Source organism: Nocardia sp. NPDC060255, assembly GCF_042727395.1.
Classification (GTDB): Bacteria; Actinomycetota; Actinomycetes; order Mycobacteriales; family Mycobacteriaceae; genus Nocardia.
The window spans coordinates 26,760-42,517 of record NZ_JBHXAU010000046.1 but is presented as its reverse complement, the minus strand read 5'-3'; the positions used below and the strand labels follow the sequence as shown (position 1 = coordinate 42,517).

At 66.3% G+C, this 15,758-nt stretch carries 18 protein-coding genes; 6 read left to right on the top strand and 12 right to left on the bottom strand.

The window, feature by feature from the left end; all coding sequences use genetic code 11:
- Positions 1-76 precede the first annotated feature (76 nt).
- The gene (locus tag ACFWF1_RS43135; protein WP_379291324.1) at positions 77-220 is read right to left on the bottom strand and encodes a hypothetical protein; all 144 of its coding nucleotides are present in this window, start codon (positions 218-220) and stop codon (positions 77-79) included.
- 228 nt (positions 221-448) lie between these two features.
- Here ACFWF1_RS43135 and ACFWF1_RS43130 point away from each other — a divergent pair, with 228 nt between their 5' ends.
- The gene (locus ACFWF1_RS43130; protein WP_379291325.1) at positions 449-1,075 is read left to right on the top strand and encodes a YitT family protein; all 627 of its coding nucleotides are present in this window, start codon (positions 449-451) and stop codon (positions 1,073-1,075) included.
- Positions 1,076-1,238: 163 nt separating this feature from the next.
- Here the strand turns inward: ACFWF1_RS43130 and ACFWF1_RS43125 are convergent, their stop codons facing one another.
- The 3 genes from ACFWF1_RS43125 to ACFWF1_RS43115 are packed head-to-tail and all read right to left on the bottom strand — an operon-like array spanning position 1,239 to position 2,317.
- On the bottom strand, positions 1,239-1,415 hold the full coding sequence (locus ACFWF1_RS43125; RefSeq protein WP_379291327.1) for a hypothetical protein: 177 nt from the start codon (positions 1,413-1,415) through the stop codon (positions 1,239-1,241).
- 15 nt (positions 1,416-1,430) lie between these two features.
- A complete protein-coding gene (locus tag ACFWF1_RS43120; RefSeq protein ID WP_379291329.1) occupies positions 1,431-1,658 on the bottom strand; it encodes a hypothetical protein in 228 nt (75 codons plus the stop codon).
- Positions 1,655-2,317, bottom strand: coding sequence for a hypothetical protein (locus ACFWF1_RS43115; RefSeq protein ID WP_379291330.1), 663 nt, complete (start codon positions 2,315-2,317; stop codon positions 1,655-1,657). Before ACFWF1_RS43115 ends, ACFWF1_RS43120 begins: the two co-directional genes overlap by 4 nt.
- 113 nt (positions 2,318-2,430) lie before the next feature.
- Here ACFWF1_RS43115 and ACFWF1_RS43110 point away from each other — a divergent pair, with 113 nt between their 5' ends.
- Positions 2,431-3,306 carry an SGNH/GDSL hydrolase family protein gene (locus ACFWF1_RS43110; RefSeq protein WP_379291332.1) on the top strand — a complete coding sequence of 292 codons (876 nt, stop codon included), beginning with the start codon at positions 2,431-2,433 and terminating at the stop codon, positions 3,304-3,306.
- Between the two features lie 12 nt (positions 3,307-3,318).
- Here the strand turns inward: ACFWF1_RS43110 and ACFWF1_RS43105 are convergent, their stop codons facing one another.
- Entirely contained in the window at positions 3,319-4,485 is a 1,167-nt protein-coding gene (locus ACFWF1_RS43105; RefSeq protein ID WP_379291334.1) for a cutinase family protein, read from the bottom strand.
- 201 nt (positions 4,486-4,686) lie between these two features.
- Entirely contained in the window at positions 4,687-5,574 is an 888-nt protein-coding gene (locus ACFWF1_RS43100) for a DUF4190 domain-containing protein (RefSeq protein WP_379291335.1), read from the bottom strand.
- Between the two features lie 421 nt (positions 5,575-5,995).
- Here ACFWF1_RS43100 and ACFWF1_RS43095 point away from each other — a divergent pair, with 421 nt between their 5' ends.
- A complete protein-coding gene (locus ACFWF1_RS43095) occupies positions 5,996-8,203 on the top strand; it encodes a molybdopterin oxidoreductase family protein (RefSeq protein ID WP_379291337.1) in 2,208 nt (735 codons plus the stop codon).
- A 122-nt stretch (positions 8,204-8,325) separates the two neighbouring features.
- Here ACFWF1_RS43095 and ACFWF1_RS43090 read toward each other — a convergent pair whose 3' ends face one another.
- The 5 genes from ACFWF1_RS43090 to ACFWF1_RS43070 all read right to left on the bottom strand — a co-directional run bounded on the left by ACFWF1_RS43090 (position 8,326) and on the right by ACFWF1_RS43070 (position 11,577).
- Positions 8,326-8,964, bottom strand: coding sequence for a histidine phosphatase family protein (locus ACFWF1_RS43090; protein WP_379291386.1), 639 nt, complete (start codon positions 8,962-8,964; stop codon positions 8,326-8,328).
- Between the two features lie 128 nt (positions 8,965-9,092).
- A complete protein-coding gene (locus ACFWF1_RS43085; RefSeq protein WP_379291339.1) occupies positions 9,093-9,479 on the bottom strand; it encodes a hypothetical protein in 387 nt (128 codons plus the stop codon).
- A gap of 222 nt (positions 9,480-9,701) precedes the next feature.
- Positions 9,702-10,226, bottom strand: a complete 525-nt coding sequence (locus ACFWF1_RS43080) for an AAA family ATPase (protein ID WP_379291341.1) — start codon at positions 10,224-10,226, stop codon at positions 9,702-9,704.
- Positions 10,227-10,260: 34 nt separating this feature from the next.
- A complete protein-coding gene (locus ACFWF1_RS43075; protein WP_379291343.1) occupies positions 10,261-10,548 on the bottom strand; it encodes a hypothetical protein in 288 nt (95 codons plus the stop codon).
- A gap of 561 nt (positions 10,549-11,109) precedes the next feature.
- Entirely contained in the window at positions 11,110-11,577 is a 468-nt protein-coding gene (locus ACFWF1_RS43070) for an SRPBCC family protein (protein WP_379291344.1), read from the bottom strand.
- Positions 11,578-12,194: 617 nt separating this feature from the next.
- Between ACFWF1_RS43070 and ACFWF1_RS43065 the strand changes: the two genes are divergently transcribed.
- Together ACFWF1_RS43065 and ACFWF1_RS43060 are read left to right on the top strand one after the other, a co-directional pair.
- On the top strand, positions 12,195-12,818 hold the full coding sequence (locus ACFWF1_RS43065) for an HAD family hydrolase (protein WP_379291346.1): 624 nt from the start codon (positions 12,195-12,197) through the stop codon (positions 12,816-12,818).
- Between the two features lie 204 nt (positions 12,819-13,022).
- Positions 13,023-13,775 (top strand): beta-ketoacyl-ACP reductase, encoded by a 753-nt coding sequence (locus ACFWF1_RS43060; protein ID WP_379291347.1) that lies wholly within the window; start codon positions 13,023-13,025, stop codon positions 13,773-13,775.
- Between the two features lie 298 nt (positions 13,776-14,073).
- On the opposite strand, the gene ACFWF1_RS43055 is transcribed toward ACFWF1_RS43060, so the two are convergent.
- Positions 14,074-14,793: an SDR family oxidoreductase gene (locus ACFWF1_RS43055; protein WP_379291348.1), complete on the bottom strand. Its 720-nt coding sequence runs from the start codon at positions 14,791-14,793 to the stop codon at positions 14,074-14,076.
- Positions 14,794-14,893: 100 nt separating this feature from the next.
- On the opposite strand from ACFWF1_RS43055, the gene ACFWF1_RS43050 reads away from it, so the two are divergent.
- Positions 14,894-15,739 carry a helix-turn-helix transcriptional regulator gene (locus ACFWF1_RS43050; protein ID WP_379291350.1) on the top strand — a complete coding sequence of 282 codons (846 nt, stop codon included), beginning with the start codon at positions 14,894-14,896 and terminating at the stop codon, positions 15,737-15,739.
- The last annotated feature ends 19 nt before the right edge of the window (positions 15,740-15,758 follow it).

Genomic DNA, 15,758 nt, shown 5'->3' with positions numbered 1-15,758 from the left:
CCTTCAAAACGTCACTGTGACGTTTTGAAGGTAGGGCAGTGGACCTTGAAATGTGTTGTGGGTCAGATGTTCCGGGCTAGTTGCCGCCGTTGCCTCCGTAGTAGCCACCCAGGAGGCGGCGGCGGCGCTTGCGGTCCTTCTTGGGGGGCTCGGCGTTCGGGTCGGTGGTGTCGGTGGGTTGTTCGTCGGTCTTGGTGGTGTTCTTGCGGAAGATGCCCATGATGATCCTGCCGTCGTTGTCCGGCTTATGTTGTGTTCCAGTGTGTTCTGGTGTGGTTCGTGCCGCATCGGCCGCAGGTATCGGTCTGGTCGGTCGCAGGTATGGTTCTGGGTACGCTGCGGTGGGTAGGTTTCGTGGCGGTTCCGGTCCACCTTCGGGGCCAGCTGTCAGGCCAGCTGTTATCGACTGGCTCTGTTTTCAGATGCCAGTCGTCGTCATGCTGGGCGGGTGTTGATTCGTCGCCTGGTGGCGTTGTATGTCGGGTTGTGGCTGTACGGGTTCTCGATGGCCGTGATGGTGCGTGCGGGGCTCGGGCTGGATCCGTGGGATGTGTTCCATCAGGGTGTCGCGGGGCATGTGCCGATCAGCTTCGGTGCGGTGACGGCGTTGACCGGGATCGCAGTGCTACTGGCGTGGATTCCGTTGCGGCAGCGGCCCGGTGTGGGGACCGTGAGCAATGTGGTGGTGATCGCGGTGTCGGTGGATGTCGGGCTGTGGTTGTTGCCCGCGTGGGAGATGATTCCGGCGCGGGTGGGTGCGATGGGTGCGGCGGTGGTGCTCAATGCGATCGCTACGGTGCTGTACATCGGTGCCGGGATGGGTCCCGGTCCGCGTGACGGGTTGATGACTGGACTGGTTCGCCGGACCGGGGTGGCGGTGTGGGTGGTGCGGACGTCGATCGAGGTGACGGTGTTGGCGATCGGCTGGGTGCTCGGTGGCAGTGTCGGGATCGGGACGCTGGTCTATGCGTTCGGCATCGGTCCGTTGATTCAGCTGTTGATTCCTCTGGTGAATCGTCACCTGCCCGGCTTCCAGGAGCCGGCGGTCGAACCGGTCGCGGTCGTCGCCGCGTGAGGATCCTGCCGGAAGGTCTACGGGCATGGCTCGCGAGTAGCGTCACCGCTGCGTCCTGTTGATCTTGTGCCCGCGTGCCCTGCGAGGTAGTGCCCGACTCCCCCGCTGGTAGGAATCCGGCCACAAAACGTCACAGTGACGATATACGGACGTGGCAGTTGACCTAGAATTCCGTAGATTCCGTAAGTCGCTCCGGTTCGGCGGCGTGCGTATACCGCCCCCGCAGGCCCACCGCGATCACCAAGGCGATCACGATAGCGCTGTGCAGTGCCCACAGCGCGAGCCACGGCCGCAGGAAGCCCACCTCGGTGTACTGGCCGCGGTCACCGACGCAGTACATCGAGTAGTTGGTGCTTTACCCTTCGGAGTCACTGAAGGTGTCGGAGACGACGATCGGCTCGGTGTAGGGCGCCTCGCAGAACAAGGGCGCGGTCAGTTTCGCTTCACCGGGCCAGATGGCGACGGGCAGCACAGTTCCGAGGATCGCGGTGCTGAACAGGATCACGGCCAGCATCGCCATGATCTTGCGGAACCGTCGCGGCGGGTGGTCCTCGATCCGGTCGCCCCGATACTCCTCGCTCATACCTGGCCCATTCGTAGAAACGTTCCGGCACGGTCGAATTCGGCGACCATCGTGGTGCGCGGTGAGGTGACGTCGACGGTGATGCGCACCTCGTCGTCGATGCGGTTGATGATCACCGCCGAGACGTGGCCGTTCGACACGGCTGTTCGAGCGAGGGCGGTGTCGAGGATTTCCTCGAGCCGGAGCAGGCCGGAAACCTCTCGGACGTCGAACATTTCGGTGTCGGGGTGGTCGGCGGCCGACACGTGGACCGGTGTGGGGCCGTGCAGGGATCGGTTCGCGTAGATGTAGTCGTCTTGTTGTTCTGGGTGAGTGGGCACCTGGATGCGCAGGTGTACCGCCGAGTCCTGCGTGAAGAGGCCGGGGTTCTCGTTGCTGAAGCGGGTGACCTGTGGTGGTTGCGCGAGCATTCCCCAGGTGGCGCTGCGGGATTCGGGTGCGGTGAGCATGATGACGCTGGCCCGGACGTCGGTTACGCCGAGGCGTTGCCGGAGGCTGTCGAGCGCGGCGCTCGGCAGTGCCGAGACGAGTCCGCCGCCGCGGGCTTGGACGTCCTTTTCGAAGTCGGCGCGGTCGACGGCGCCGATGCAGCCGGTGGTGGTGACTGCGATGAGTAGTGCTCCGCACAGGGCCACGAGGCAGGAGCGGCGGTGTGGCATGGGCGCATCGTATAGCGCTGGGGTGACTCGAGTATTGCTGCGCGCGTCTGACGAGTGGATGTTAGGTTCACCAGCACTGGGCGTCCGTCCAGCTGGGTGGTGTGGAGGCATGGGTGAAGACGTCGCGGGCTGTGATCGCGGGTGTGGCAATGGGTGTGCTGCTGGGTGGTGCTCCGGTGGCGTCGGCGGAGCCCGGGTTCGGTGAGTATGTGGCGCTGGGTGATTCGTGGGCCGCGGACGCCTCGGTGATCCAGGCGACCGACGACTTCGTGCCGTTGGGGTGCGCGCAGAGTCAGGGCAGCTATGCCAAGCAGGTGGCCGCCGCGCTGGCGGTCCCGGTGTTCCGGGACGCGACCTGTGGTGGGGCGTCGTCCCCGAATATGACCGCGCCGCAGCACACTCCGCTGGGGGTCAATCCCCCGCAGTTCGATCGGCTGAGCCCGTCCACGGATCTGGTGACCCTCGAGATCGGCGGCAACGACGCGGGATTGGCGGCGACCGTGGAGCAGTGCCTGACCGTCGACGCCGCGGCATCGCCGTGCCTGGACGCCCTAGTGGTCGGCGGCGTGGATCAGATGTCGCGCAACATCCTTGCCGCCGAACCGAAGGTGACCGCATCGATCGAAGGGATTCGCGACCGCGCACCGCACGCACGGATCCTGCTGCTGGACTACTTCGAAGGTGTCACCACCGGCCGCGGCTGCTTCCCGACGGTCCCGATCTCGGACGCCGATGCGGATTGGCTGGGCCGCAAACTGATCGAGTTGAACGCCATGCTCGCCCGGGTGGCACACGCGACCGGCGTAGAGCTCGTCGACACCTACACCGGCAGCGCCGGCCACGACGGCTGCCGGCCGCCCGGCACCCGCTGGGTCGAGGGCCTGATCCCTTGGTCGAGCAACCCGCCCGGCCCGGCGGTGCCGTTCCACCCCAACCAGCTCGGCGCCGACCACCAGGCGCGCAGCGTGTTGGCGGCGTTGGGCGGGTAGGTCAGGTGCTGGTCAGCGCCACTGGATCGCCGGTGACCAGCGCCAGTTGAAGAACTCCAACGAGAATGTCCCCGGTTTGGGTGCGGTCGGGCAGGTGACGGTGAATGTGCCGTTGCGTGGGATGTCGACTGGGGTTTCGCCCAGGAAGTTCGACTTCCAGTTGTGGGTCGCGTCGGTCGCGTTCCAGCAGCGCACCGCCCGGGGGCCGGCGCCCGCGGCGTCGACGACGGTCACAGTCACGGTCTTGGCGCCGGACTGCGAGATCGTTACCGGCTCACGAGCCGGGGGCGGCGGAGCGGGGGCAGGCGAGTTGGTCGGCGGGGGTGGCTGGATGATCTTGGCGGCCTGGGTACCGGCCCAGGTCGCGAAGTCCTTCGAGCCTTCGAAAGGATGCCCGCGATAGAAGCCGTGCATCTCCTGGTTGGCCAACGGCTTGAACTTACCGTCCTGCCCGAACAGGTCTTTGCCGTCGCACACCGGGTCGCCGTATATACAGATCGACACCACCGGATCGGTGGTCTCGAACGCTGCGCGTTGCCCGAGCGAGCCGCCGATCGGCCAATGGTCTTGATCTTGGGTGAGCTTGCCTTGGCTGTAGATCGCCTCGGTTGTTCGCGGCGTCGGCCCGTTGTACGCGGGGTCGGCGATGAGAACTACCGCCGCGATGCGAGTGCGGTCGACCGGCCCGTTGCCGTGGAACACCGACTGCGCGAGATCGCCCATGATGTGACCGCCCTGCGAATAGCCGACCAGCACGAACTTCGCCGAATGGCATTCTGTCGCTTGTTTTTTCAGCTCTTGGTAGGCGCGCGAATAGCCGGTGTCCTTGCTGATTCGGTAGGCGGAGATGTCGTAGGTCAGTTTCGCGCCGACCGCGCCGAACCATTGGACGCCGGTCGCTGGATAGTTGATCGGAGTGACCTGCAGTGGGCCGAGTGTGTCGGCGATCGGCGCGATAGCGGCAGCGACCTCCGCCCCCACCTGGGCTACCAGTTCGTTCTTGCCGACACCGGGCGGCGGTGGGTGGGCCGGCCCCTGATCGGTGCCCGCAACACCGATCACGACGGTCGACAGGCAACTGTCTTCTGCCGACGCGACGCCCGGCCCCACCATGACGACCGCCGACGCGAGCATGGCGGCGACAACCACGCAACGACGTAGGCGCTTGGCTCCGGTCACGCACATTCTCATTGGATACCTCTCAGCGACCGGTCGCGATTCGCCGCATCCGGAATGCCGGATCGGCCATACATTTCCAGCCGATCTGACTGCACATCAACGCTAGCTCCATGGTCAGGGCCGCTCTATCGACCGTTCGGCTGACACGGTGCACCGCGTGCTCGCTGGACCGGCATTGCCGTCGTCCGGCGAGACGTCATATCAGGTGACTCCGTTCAGGATCACGAGGTCGGCGATGATCACGGCGAGAACGGTGGCGAGCGAGAGGTAGCCCAGTATCAAGCCGGCCAACGCCATACCGTCGCCCTGCTCGTGGGTTCGCCGGATCTGCGAACGCGCTACGTGCCCGAACGGGATCGCCAACGGTCCCGCGCACACCCCGAGCACCAGCGCTACGACAGCCAAGGAATTGGTATGTGTTGGGACTAGCGTGCCCGGCGCAGCCTGATTCGCGGTGACCGGTGCACCGGCTGCGGTGTATCCGATCACCGGGTAGATCGGCTCACCGTCCGCGGTGAGCCCGATGGATCTCGGATCGTCTCGGGCGGGTGCGACCGTGGTGAGCCGCCGGTTCAGCAGACGATGCTCGAGCCAGGTGCACGCACTGTTTCCCAGCAGATAGACCAGCATGCCGATCGGCAACACCAGTCCGGCGAGCACAACGAGCACCGGCAGAACCCACCGGTTGACGGCGTTGAGCAGCGGTGCGGGGCGCACCCGCTGCCGGGCGAAATAGCCGAGGGAGGAGGTCGACCCGTTGATGACGGTGAGCGTTGCGGTCGCGACGGTCACCGTCAGCGCGACGAGGGCGATCGCCGCGGTGGAGACGGTTCCTCCGAAGAGGTCGAACGCTCGCAACTCCGCGCGCGGGGTCGTGATCCGAGCGACCAGGGGTGCGCCGAACAGTCGTGAGCTCACCATCGCCCGCACGTCATCGGCGCTGAACACATAGTTGGGTGATGACGCGTTCTGCTCTGGTGTCATTCCCAGCTGCCCGAACCCGTGCCCGGTCCGGTCGAACGATTTCCACACCTGCAGCAGAGCGAGAAAGAGAACTATCTGTCCGGCAAGCCGCGTCGTGAACGACACGAATGGGAATTGCGGCGGATCGGTTGTCGCTGTACCGATTTCATGTTTCGTCAGCGGTCTCGTCTGTAATACCGCCAGCGGAAACAGGCATAACCTGAATACGAACACCGTGACCAGCACTGCGAGTAGCCAACTGAGACCGCTGGCGTTTCCGAATACTGTGCTGAAGAGCAGGTGGCCGGCCAAGAGCACCGCGGAGACCGGATAGTAGACCAGATCCAGCATCGGACATCCTCACAGCTCATCGGCGGATCGAAGCCACTGGTCCGGTACGCCACCAACGCACCGAGTCTCACACTGTGCGCATGCGAAGTCTGTCCACCGAACACCCGACAGGCTGTCGAGGGAGCCGCCGAACATAGTGGTACCTACGGTTTGCTTGGTAGCCTGTGGCAAGCGAACCGGCAGAAGGTGAAAACCGATGAGTGCTACCACTATTGCCCGGCAGTGCACATTGTGTGAGGCGCATTGCGGAATCCTGGTCACCGTCGAGGGCGAGCAGGTGACGCGGATCGAGGGGAATCCGGACGACGTGTTGTCGCAGGGCTACATCTGCCCGAAGGCCACGGCGATGGGTGGGCTGCATCATGATCCGGATCGGTTGCGCACGCCGATGCGGCGGGTGGGTGCGGGTTTCGAGCCGATCGGGTGGGACGCGGCGTTCCGGGAGATCGGGCAACGGTTACGGGCCGTGCGCAGTACGTACGGGCCGAGTGCGATCGGGATGTATCTGGGTAATCCGGCGGCGCACAGTTCGTCGGTGATCTACGGGGCGCTGCTGCGTGCGGTGTTGCTGACCCGGAATTTCTTCTCGGCGTCGTCGATCGATCAGTTTCCGCAGGAGTTCGTGGCGTGGCGGATGTTCGGGTCGAATGTGCTGATGCCGGTCGTCGATATCGATCGCACCGATCGGCTGGTGATCCTCGGCGCGAATCCGGCGGTGTCGAACGGGTCGATCACCACGATGCCCAATGCCAAACAGCGCATCAAGGATGTGCGGGGCCGCGGCGGGCAGGTGGTGGTCATCGACCCGCGGCGGACCGAGACGGCGCGGCTGGCCGATCAGCACGTGGCGGTGAGCCCCGGCGGTGATGTGTATCTGCTGCTGGCGATGCTGCAGGTGCTGGTGGCCGAAAACCTGTGTGACGAAGCGGTGATTCGCGCGCAGTGCACCGGCTGGGAGCGGCTGCGCGAGCTGGTGGCCGAGGCGACGCCGGAGCGGATGGCGCCGCACGCCGGGGTCGACGCCGACATCATTCGGCAGCTTGCCCGCGACCACGCGGCCGCGTCGTCGGCGGTGCTGTACGCGCGGATCGGGGTGTGCCAGCAGGTGACGGGCACGCTCACGCACTGGCTGGTGAACGCGATCAACGCGGTGACCGGAAACCTGGATCGGGCCGGTGGGCAGATGTTCGCGACGCCGCCGATCGACGCGGCCCGGTTCGCGAAGTATCTGCCGATGGGTTACGGGGCGTGGACGGATCGTTCCGGCACCTACAAGTCGTTCCGGACCGAGCTGCCGGTCGCGGTATTGGCCGATGAGATCCTGACCGAGGGCGACGGGCAGATCCGGGCGATGATCACCTACGCGGGCAATCCGGTGCTGTCCACCCCGCAGCGCGGTCGCCTAGGCGCGGCGTTGGATTCGCTGGATTTCTATGTGGCCGTGGACATGTACATCACCGAGACGACCCGGCACGCCGACATCATCCTGCCGCCGATCTCGCCGCTGGAACGCGAGGACGTCAACCTGTTGTTCCCGCTGTTCAGTGTGCGCAACAACCTGCGTTATGACGCGCGCGTGTTCGAGCCGCCCGTCGACGGGCTCGAGGATTGGCAGATCATGGCGCGGCTGGTCACCGAGTTGGTGCCGTTGCCGGTGCGGCGATTCACGGGGCGAGCGCTCAATGGTCTGTTCGAGCAGTTCAGTCCGGTGCGGTTGGCGACGGCCGGGGTGGCCGCCGGTCCATACGGGGTGTTGCGGCGTGGGCGTAAGGGGCTCACGGTCGCGAAGGCGCGTGCGGCGGCCGGCGGGATCGATCTGGGTCCGTTGCAGCCGCGGTTGCGTGCGCTGATCGGGACGAAGGACCACAAGGTGCGGTTGGCGCCCGCGGATTTCCTGACCGCCGCGCGCACCGTGCTCGATGACGCGCATGCGGGTCATGCGATCACCGCACCGGCGGACGGTTATGACCTCAAGCTGATCGGTCGTCGCCACTTGCGCAGCAACAACTCCTGGCTGCACAACGTGCCCGCGATGGTGAAGGGGCGTGACCGCTGCACCGCGCTCATGCATTCCGCCGACGCCGCGGCGCGCGGGCTCACCCACGGCGAACCGGTCGCGGTGACCTCACCGACGGGTTCGATCGTGGTTCCGCTCGAGGTCAGCGACGATATTCGTGCGGGTACTATCGCGATCCCGCACGGGTGGGGGCATCGCGAGCCCGGTGTCGGCTGGTCGGTTGCCGCCGCGCTGCCCGGTGCCAATGTGAATCTGCTGCACGACCCGTCGCTCACGGACACGTTCTCGGGTGCCGCCGCGGTCAACAACACTTGGGTGACCGTCACGCGCGCGCCCGCCGGCCCGGTGGTCGACGCCGCTGCGAAGGAGCACGTGCAGCGCGCGTGAGCGGCCTGCCGGATGGCCGATCCTGACGTCACCGACTCAGCGCTCGACACGGAAACTCAGCTCGCCACGCGCGGTCATGTCTCGTGAGCCAGGCCGCCCGGCACGATCGCTTCTGATCCGGTTCATCCACGAGCTTCGCCCCCTGCCGTGAGGTGGCTGGTGTCGCCGAGCCGGACGACCTGGCGGTTGTGGAAGTAATCGTCTTCGCGCAGTTCGGTGATGCTTCCGGACGCGCCGTGGAAGCGGGCGTAGGCGAGGGCGTCGATCGGCAACTTCGTCCAAGCTCCCACGGCGAAGGTGAGGGTGCCGCCGTGGGTTACGACGATCTGGTGGGCGCAGTCGCTCGCCATGATCGCGTCCATCGCCGCGTAGACACGTTCGCCGAACGCGCCCATGGTCTCCGAGCCGGGGATGCCGTCGTGGTGTCCCATGCGCTCGCCGACGGCCGGTGGGGTGACGAAGCGTTCCCGCAGCCATTCCTGCGGTTTCCCCTCGGCCTCGCCGTAGGACTTCTCACGCAGACGGGGATCGAGGACCGGTGGTACGCGCAGCAGTTCGCCGATGACGTCGGCGGCTTGGGCGGCGCGTTGCAGATCCGATGAGTACAACTCCACCTCGGCGTGTGCGGGGATCTTGGCCCGCAGTGATTCGGCGATCGCGGCCGCGGCGCGTAACCCGGTCGCAGTGAGTGGTGCGTCGTACCAGCCGCCGACCAGTCCGTCGATGTGGTGGGTCGACTCCGGATGGGCGATGACGTACATGGTTCGCACGGCGTCTGTCTCTCTTCCTGTTGTCATGAGACGCACGAATCATTCACCAGCGGTGCGATTTTCACCGAGCGGATTGTCGCCACCGTCCCGCCGCGCACTCCACCGATCTAGGCGGCTCGTCATCCCGTCACGACGGTCACTCGATAGCCGATGCGGATCTCGCGGCCGATGTGTGCGGCTCCGCTGAGGTAGAGCCAGCGGTCGGTGCCCCCGCGCGGGTCGGGCAGGTAGGTGGCTTGGACGTGTTCGACGCCGAAGGGGAAGTTGCCCGAGATCGACGTCGCGATACCCGTCATCAGATAGGCCTCGGCCAGCAGTTGCGGCTCGGCCGCGGCGGCGGGTAGCGGTGTTGCGGTGGGAAGGAAGAACCCGAACTGTTCGGGCGGAGCGCCGGAGCCCTGGACAAGCATGCCGGTCACGAACAGTCGCGCGATTCCGGTGTGCACCAGGCATTCCGGCGTCAACTGCAGCGGTGGAGTCGGCCGCAGCTCGAGTTGGAACGCCATGCGCCGAACTTTACGGTCACCGATCACCGCTGTCCTCACGACAATCCTCGGTCCGGCAGGGGGCTTACGCAAACGTGATGAGACCGTGTGAGGACGCTCGTTCCGGCACTGATTTTGTCCGCCGTTTCCGGCGACGGTTGTTCACGAACTCGACGGCACCTGGCCTGGTGATGGGTGTGACGCTGTGGACGGTCGACTATGCGCTAACCCCGCGCTGCGACCTTATCCGGACTCGGATCCCAGTGAACTGAACTCGGGGCTACGGAGCAGTCGGCGGAGGGACTGGTCGGGGTTTTCACCGGCGGTGTCGAGGACAATGTGGTCTCGGTTCCACGGCTGGTAGTCGTAATCGAGCACTTCCTGCCACCCCGGCAGCGGCAGATCGGCGATGTCGACCGACCGCGAAACAATACGCTCTCGATGCTCAACTGGATCCGAGCAAATCACCTCCACCTCGACCGCGCGAGCACCCGCATCCCGCGCGGCGCCCAACCAGCTGTCGCGAGTGATGGCCAGAGGGTTCACCGACTCGGCAACCACGCAGTGCCCCTGCTGAAGCTGTTCCCGCGCGAGGGCATACCCGACGACATAACCGACGGGTCCGACCGGATGCCGCGTCAAGCCGGACCGGACAACGGCCTGCTCAATGGTGTCGACCCGCAGATGCACGGCACGGATTCGTGCGGCCAGCAACCGCGCCACTGTGGTCTTGCCAGTCCCGGGAAGTCCGCCGACAACGATGAGCATGCGTCCATGCTGTCACTGCCATACGACGGAGGAGCTACGGCACCGAGCGGGACAGCGCGAAGCACCCGAGCAGTGCCGCGTCGAAGGGCTCGCCGAGCTCGCGCGGCCGGAGACGATGATCGCCGAGCCGCCCCTCTGCTGCGATGCTTGGTCGCGAGGACGACACGTAAGTCCTGTCGAATTCGTTGCCCAGGTCGGCGGAGGCCGTCCACGTGGGCCGTGGCTCCGTTCCAGGCACGGACGGGTACGACTGGCGGGCCGCCGAGGCAAGGTCGATCTCGGTGCCGACCATGCGCACCGAGATCGACGGGGTTATCTCCACTCCACATACGAGTTGCTAATGGCATGCGACGCTACATTGCACGCGTCGCCGTTCGTGTTGATCACCGACCCGACTCGGTCGCACCTGTCGGGCAAACCCGCCGTCGACGCCGCATTCGACTATGTCTTGCGGTCGATGCAGACCTGCATCCAATGCCTGAATCTGGCGCGAACCACGTTGACGCACTTCATAATTCATCCGCTGCACCAGCGGTTCCACGTGAATCAGTTCGCCTGCGCAAACCCATTCCGGCACGCGCGGGCGAGGCCGGAAGACGCAGCTCTCCGAGTCCGGCACCGACCGGCGGGCTCGGCATCGCTACCTCAGGTCGCCCAAGCCGCCGACCTGCGCGCAAGAAACGCGAACGGCCAGTGTCAGCGAGTAGCGGTGCGTTCGCCGTTGCGTCGCTGGCGGATCCTGCTTTCGGTAGGTCTCGTCAGAGCAAATTTGGTGCCATCGGTTTCGACGCCGGACCCGCCGCAGGCGAACACCGCCGCGCAGCGGGACAAGGAGTACGGTCGCGCGGATAGATCCGTGCTAGCGGAGACAGCAGTGCGGACCTCAGCTGTCCTTGCGCAGCGACTCCTGATAACTCGTCTCGATCTTCTCGCGCAGGTGCTTTTCGGTGTGCCGGATCGCCGGGCCGATGAAGGCCTGGATCACGCGGTCGAGTGCCCGCCCGGCCAGGCCGCCGGGCACTCGGTAGTCGGCGGTGGCGCTGACCTTCGTGACTTGCTCGCCGAGCGATGCGAAGTCCCAGCGGACCGTGCCTTCGATGCCTTTGATCGCACGCATCGTCACGCGGGCGCCGTCGACCCATTCGGTGGTGTCCGCGCGCAGGTGCAGGGTGGTCGGCCCGAGGTGCAGGGCGGTGTCGAATACCGCGCCGACTCCGGAGGTCTGCTCCCCCACCGGCGTGAAATGCCGGATCCCGAACATCCATTTCGGTACGTTCCGGTAATCGGCGACGTAGGTGAACGCGAAGTCCACCGGCGCCGCACACGTCGCACTGTGCTCGACATGCCCCATGACTGCCCCTCCGGTCGCTGCGATCCTTCCCCGACCCTAGGTGACCCTCGCGATCTTCGCTCACGATGAAGTCTGCTGCCCGCCAGCCATTTACGCCCCTCCAGGCTCCGCGGCGCCGGATTCGGCGAAGTCGGCCGCCGTGGTGGCAACAGCCGCTCGTTCTCTTGATCCGCATCGCATCTGGGCACCGATACCGAGTGTGGAGGGTGTTGATCCTCGTGTCTCCGGCGGGCCGAGCGGTGCGACCAAGATCATGGGGAACTGGTGTAGTTGGCCTCTCGCGCGATGCCGACACTGGTTCCTCATGATCTTGGTCGCGGTAGCCGACGGTCTCGTTGCATACCCAGTCGATGTGCGCTGCGGCGGTGGTGGCGATCTCGGTGCCCATTCGTCGTCTGCCAGAAGACGAAATAGACAGGCGCGCTCTGGAATTACGGACCGAGCGGCGCGTCATGGAGACACACGGCCTGCGTGTGCCACGCTGAACCGTGATCTTGGAGGCGATCCGATCGCATCGCCGAATTCTCGGGGCGCTGAACCGTAGCCGACGTGGTCCCACCAAATCCCCACTCAGAGGGGATCGCGGCCACGATCGACCCGGCCGATAGGGTCGAGCGGTGACGTGGACGGTGGGCTTCGACCTGGATATGACCCTGATCGACTCGCGACCTGGTGTCAGTCGAGCCATCGACCTGCTCGGCGCGGAGTTCGATGTGCCGCTGCGTGGCGCAGATTTCGCCGATCGGCTGGGCCCGCCGCTGGCGACTTTGCTCGTCGAAGCGGGCGCTCCGGAGGAGCTCGTTCCGGCGCTGGTCACCCGGTATCGCGAGCTGTATCCGAGCATCGTGTCGAGCATTCCCGCGATGCCGGGCGCGGAGGCGGCGCTGGCCGCGGTCGGGGAACGGGGTGGGCGGGTGCTCGTCGTCACCGGCAAACACCGCCCGCTCGCCCAGTTGCACATCGACGAACTCGGTTGGCGGATAGACCATCTCGCCGGTGACCTGTGGTCGGCGGGCAAAGCCACCGTTTTGCAGGAGGAGCGGGCGAGCATTTACGTCGGCGATCATGTCGGTGACATGCATGGCGCGCAGACCGCGGGTGTGCTCGCGGTCGGCGTCACCACCGGACCGTGTGGCGCCGAGGAACTGCGGGCCGCGGGCGCGGACGTCATCCTCAACGACCTCACCGAATTCCCGCAGTGGCTCGCCGACGAGCTCGGACCGGTCGCCGACGCGGGCTGAGGTCGTCGGACCGGCCTGGCGCGCAGCAACCCCGGAATCGGCAGGCCATCGATACCTGACGCGATCCCATTTTTGCCCCGAATCTGCCCTCGGTCGAACTACTTTCAGTGACAACGCCGGAAACTTGCACCGCTAGTTTCCCGGTCGCTAGCCTGCAGACGAGTCGGCCGCGCCCGCAGCGCGTTCGGAGAGGAGAACGAATCCATGGACCGTTTCACCGACAAGGTCGCCGTGGTGACGGGTGCGGCGCAGGGCATCGGCGCGGCCACCGCGCTGCGGCTCGCGATCGAGGGGGCCAGCGTCGCCGTGCTCGACCGCAACACTCCCGAGGCCACCCTCGAACAGATCAGCCGGGCGGGCGGCAAGGCCAGCGGCTACGTCTGCGATGTCACCGACCGCGACTCGGTGCAGTCGGTCTTCGACCAGATCGCCACCGACCTCGGTGACCCGCAGATCCTGGTGAACAACGCCGGCATCACCCGCGACGACCTGTTCTTCCGGCTCTCCGAGGACGACTGGAACGCCGTGCTGTCGGTCAACCTGACCGGCGTCTTCCACTGCTCGCAGGCCGCGCAGAAGTACATGGTCGCCCAGCGCTACGGAAAGATCGTCTCGCTGTCGAGCCGCTCGGCCCTCGGCAACCGCGGCCAGGCCAACTACGCCGCCGCCAAGGCAGGCATCCAGGGCTTCACCGCCACCCTCGCCATCGAACTCGGCCAATACAACATCACCGTCAACGCCGTCGCCCCCGGCTACATCGCGACCGCGATGACCGACGCCACCGCCGAACGCGTCGGCCTGGCCCCCGAACAACTGCAACAGTCCGTCGCCGAACGCACCCCGCTGGGCCGCGTCGGCCAACCCGAGGAAGTCGCCGCCGTCATCGCCTTCCTCGCCAGCGACGAATCCTCCTACGTCAGCGGCCAAACCCTCTACGTCAACGGCGGCGCCCGCTGACCCACGGGACACGACGGCGGCCGTTCTCGCACAACGCCGCCCAGCAGGTCCCGTTGATCATGAAACGAACCATGTGATTCGGCGCAACACCCGGAAGGTGCAACGGCTTGTCTCGCATCATGTTTGGGCCATGACGACGAGCCGGGATGAACGACGGTCCGGCAGGCCTGTCGAACGAGCTGGTCGTCGAGACGCTGCCGGCGTCACCCCGTCAGCGGCACGCCTGCCCGGTTGTTGCCCCATCGAGCGCGGACGCGGCGTCGTGCCCCGAGTGGACTGACACTGTTCTGTGCTCAGCTCACCACGGGAGCGGGCCCTGCCGGTCGAAGTAGCCGCCAGTGGGTCCGTCGGGGCCGAGGGTGGCCAGGTGGACGATGGCGTCGGTGCCTTCGGTGAGGGTTTGGTATCCGGCGTGGGAGTTGAAATCGGTTGCGGTGTAACCGGGGTCGGCGGCGTTGACCTGGATGCCCGGCAGTTCGCGTGCGTACTGCGAGGTGATCATGTTCAGGGCCGACTTGGACGAGGTGTAGGGCAGATTCAGCAGGCTGGATTCGAGCCGGTCCGGATCGGAGGTGATGGTCAGTGAGCCCATTCCGCTCGACACCATCACGATGCGCGGCTGGGTCGCGGCGCGCAGCAGCGGCAAGAACGCGTGGGTCACCTGGACCGGTGCGAACACGTTGGTCTCGAACACGGCACGGAAGTCCGCGGCCTGCGTTTCTTTCGGCGGGATGAACGCGCCGGGGATACCCGCGTTGTTGATCAGCACATCCAATGCCGTGATCCGCGCGCTCACCGTCTCGACGGCCGCCGCGATCGACTCGGTCGAGGTGACATCGAGGTGCACGAATTCGACGTTCACTCCCTGTTCGGCCAGTTCGACCGCCGCCCGCTTGCCACGCTCGGCGTCGCGGGCGCCGAGGAAGATCTGCCAGCCGAGCTCGCCGAGCCTGCGGACCGTCTCGTAGCCCAGTCCCTTGTTGGCTCCGGTCACCAGAGCCGTTGTCGTTGTCGTCATGATGTCAGCTTCGGCGCGCACGCCGCCCCTGGGCAGGACTGCCTTGTCCTGGGATCGGCGGTACCACCCCGGACCGGTCCGGGTGCGGGATGATCGAAGGATGGACCGTTCCGAACTCGCGGCGCTGCTGCGTCAGGCGCGCACACGAATACAGCCGCGCGACGTCGGACTGCCCGCGGGCCCGCGCCGTCAGGTGCCCGGGCTGCGGCGCGAGGAAGTCGCTCAGCTGGCCGGTCTCAGCGTCGACTATGTGGTGCGGCTGGAACAGGGGCGTGGTCCGCGGCCCTCGACGTCCGTGCTCGCCGCACTGTCGCGGGCGCTGCGGTTGAACGACGACGACCGCGACCTGCTGTTCCAACTCGCCGGATCCGCACCCCCACAGGCCGGACGGATCGCGCAGGTCGTGCGCCCCAGCGTGTTGCGGCTGCTGGACCGGATGGTGGACCTGCCGACACTGGTGATGTCCGCGAAAGGTGATGTGCTGGCCTGGAATCCGATGGCCGCCGCGCTACTCGGCGACTTCTCCGCCGTGCCACCGCACCAGCGCAACATGATCCGCCAATGCTTCCTCGGTGCCGAAGCCCGGGTCCGGTTCACTCCCGAGGAGTTCCGGATGGTCGCCTCCTACGGTGTCGGCACGCTGCGCAGCGCCAAAGCCCGCTACCCCACCGACCCCGACCTGGATCGACTCATCGCCGAACTCCGTTCGCACAGCACCGATTTCGAACAACTCTGGCACGAACGCCCCTCCGCCCAATGGCGCAGCGCCACCAAAACCATCACCCATCCCGAACTCGGCACCCTCGTCCTGGAATGCGACACCCTGCTCGTCCCCGACGCCGACCAAACCGTCGTCTTCTACTCCGCCGCCCCCGACACCCCCGCGGCCTCGGCCCTGGACCTGCTGCGCGTCACCGGCACCCAGCAATTCACCGACCAGACCTGAGTTGCGGACGGGCGGGTCG

What these genes read in the sequence shown, in the direction of transcription:
- ACFWF1_RS43090 (WP_379291386.1), bottom strand. Translation starts at nt 8,964, where the DNA reads ATGTACGTCATCGCCCATCCGGAGTCGACCCACCACATCGACGGACTG.
- ACFWF1_RS43115 (WP_379291330.1), bottom strand. Translation starts at nt 2,317, where the DNA reads ATGCCACACCGCCGCTCCTGCCTCGTGGCCCTGTGCGGAGCACTACTC.
- ACFWF1_RS43135 (WP_379291324.1), bottom strand. Translation starts at nt 220, where the DNA reads ATGGGCATCTTCCGCAAGAACACCACCAAGACCGACGAACAACCCACC.
- ACFWF1_RS43070 (WP_379291344.1), bottom strand. Translation starts at nt 11,577, where the DNA reads ATGGGGCATGTCGAGCACAGTGCGACGTGTGCGGCGCCGGTGGACTTC.
- ACFWF1_RS43125 (WP_379291327.1), bottom strand. Translation starts at nt 1,415, where the DNA reads ATGTACTGCGTCGGTGACCGCGGCCAGTACACCGAGGTGGGCTTCCTG.
- ACFWF1_RS43060 (WP_379291347.1), top strand. Translation starts at nt 13,023, where the DNA reads ATGGACCGTTTCACCGACAAGGTCGCCGTGGTGACGGGTGCGGCGCAG.
- ACFWF1_RS43120 (WP_379291329.1), bottom strand. Translation starts at nt 1,658, where the DNA reads ATGAGCGAGGAGTATCGGGGCGACCGGATCGAGGACCACCCGCCGCGA.
- ACFWF1_RS43085 (WP_379291339.1), bottom strand. Translation starts at nt 9,479, where the DNA reads ATGGCGTTCCAACTCGAGCTGCGGCCGACTCCACCGCTGCAGTTGACG.
- ACFWF1_RS43050 (WP_379291350.1), top strand. Translation starts at nt 14,894, where the DNA reads ATGGACCGTTCCGAACTCGCGGCGCTGCTGCGTCAGGCGCGCACACGA.
- ACFWF1_RS43080 (WP_379291341.1), bottom strand. Translation starts at nt 10,226, where the DNA reads ATGCTCATCGTTGTCGGCGGACTTCCCGGGACTGGCAAGACCACAGTG.
- ACFWF1_RS43055 (WP_379291348.1), bottom strand. Translation starts at nt 14,793, where the DNA reads ATGACGACAACGACAACGGCTCTGGTGACCGGAGCCAACAAGGGACTG.
- ACFWF1_RS43095 (WP_379291337.1), top strand. Translation starts at nt 5,996, where the DNA reads ATGAGTGCTACCACTATTGCCCGGCAGTGCACATTGTGTGAGGCGCAT.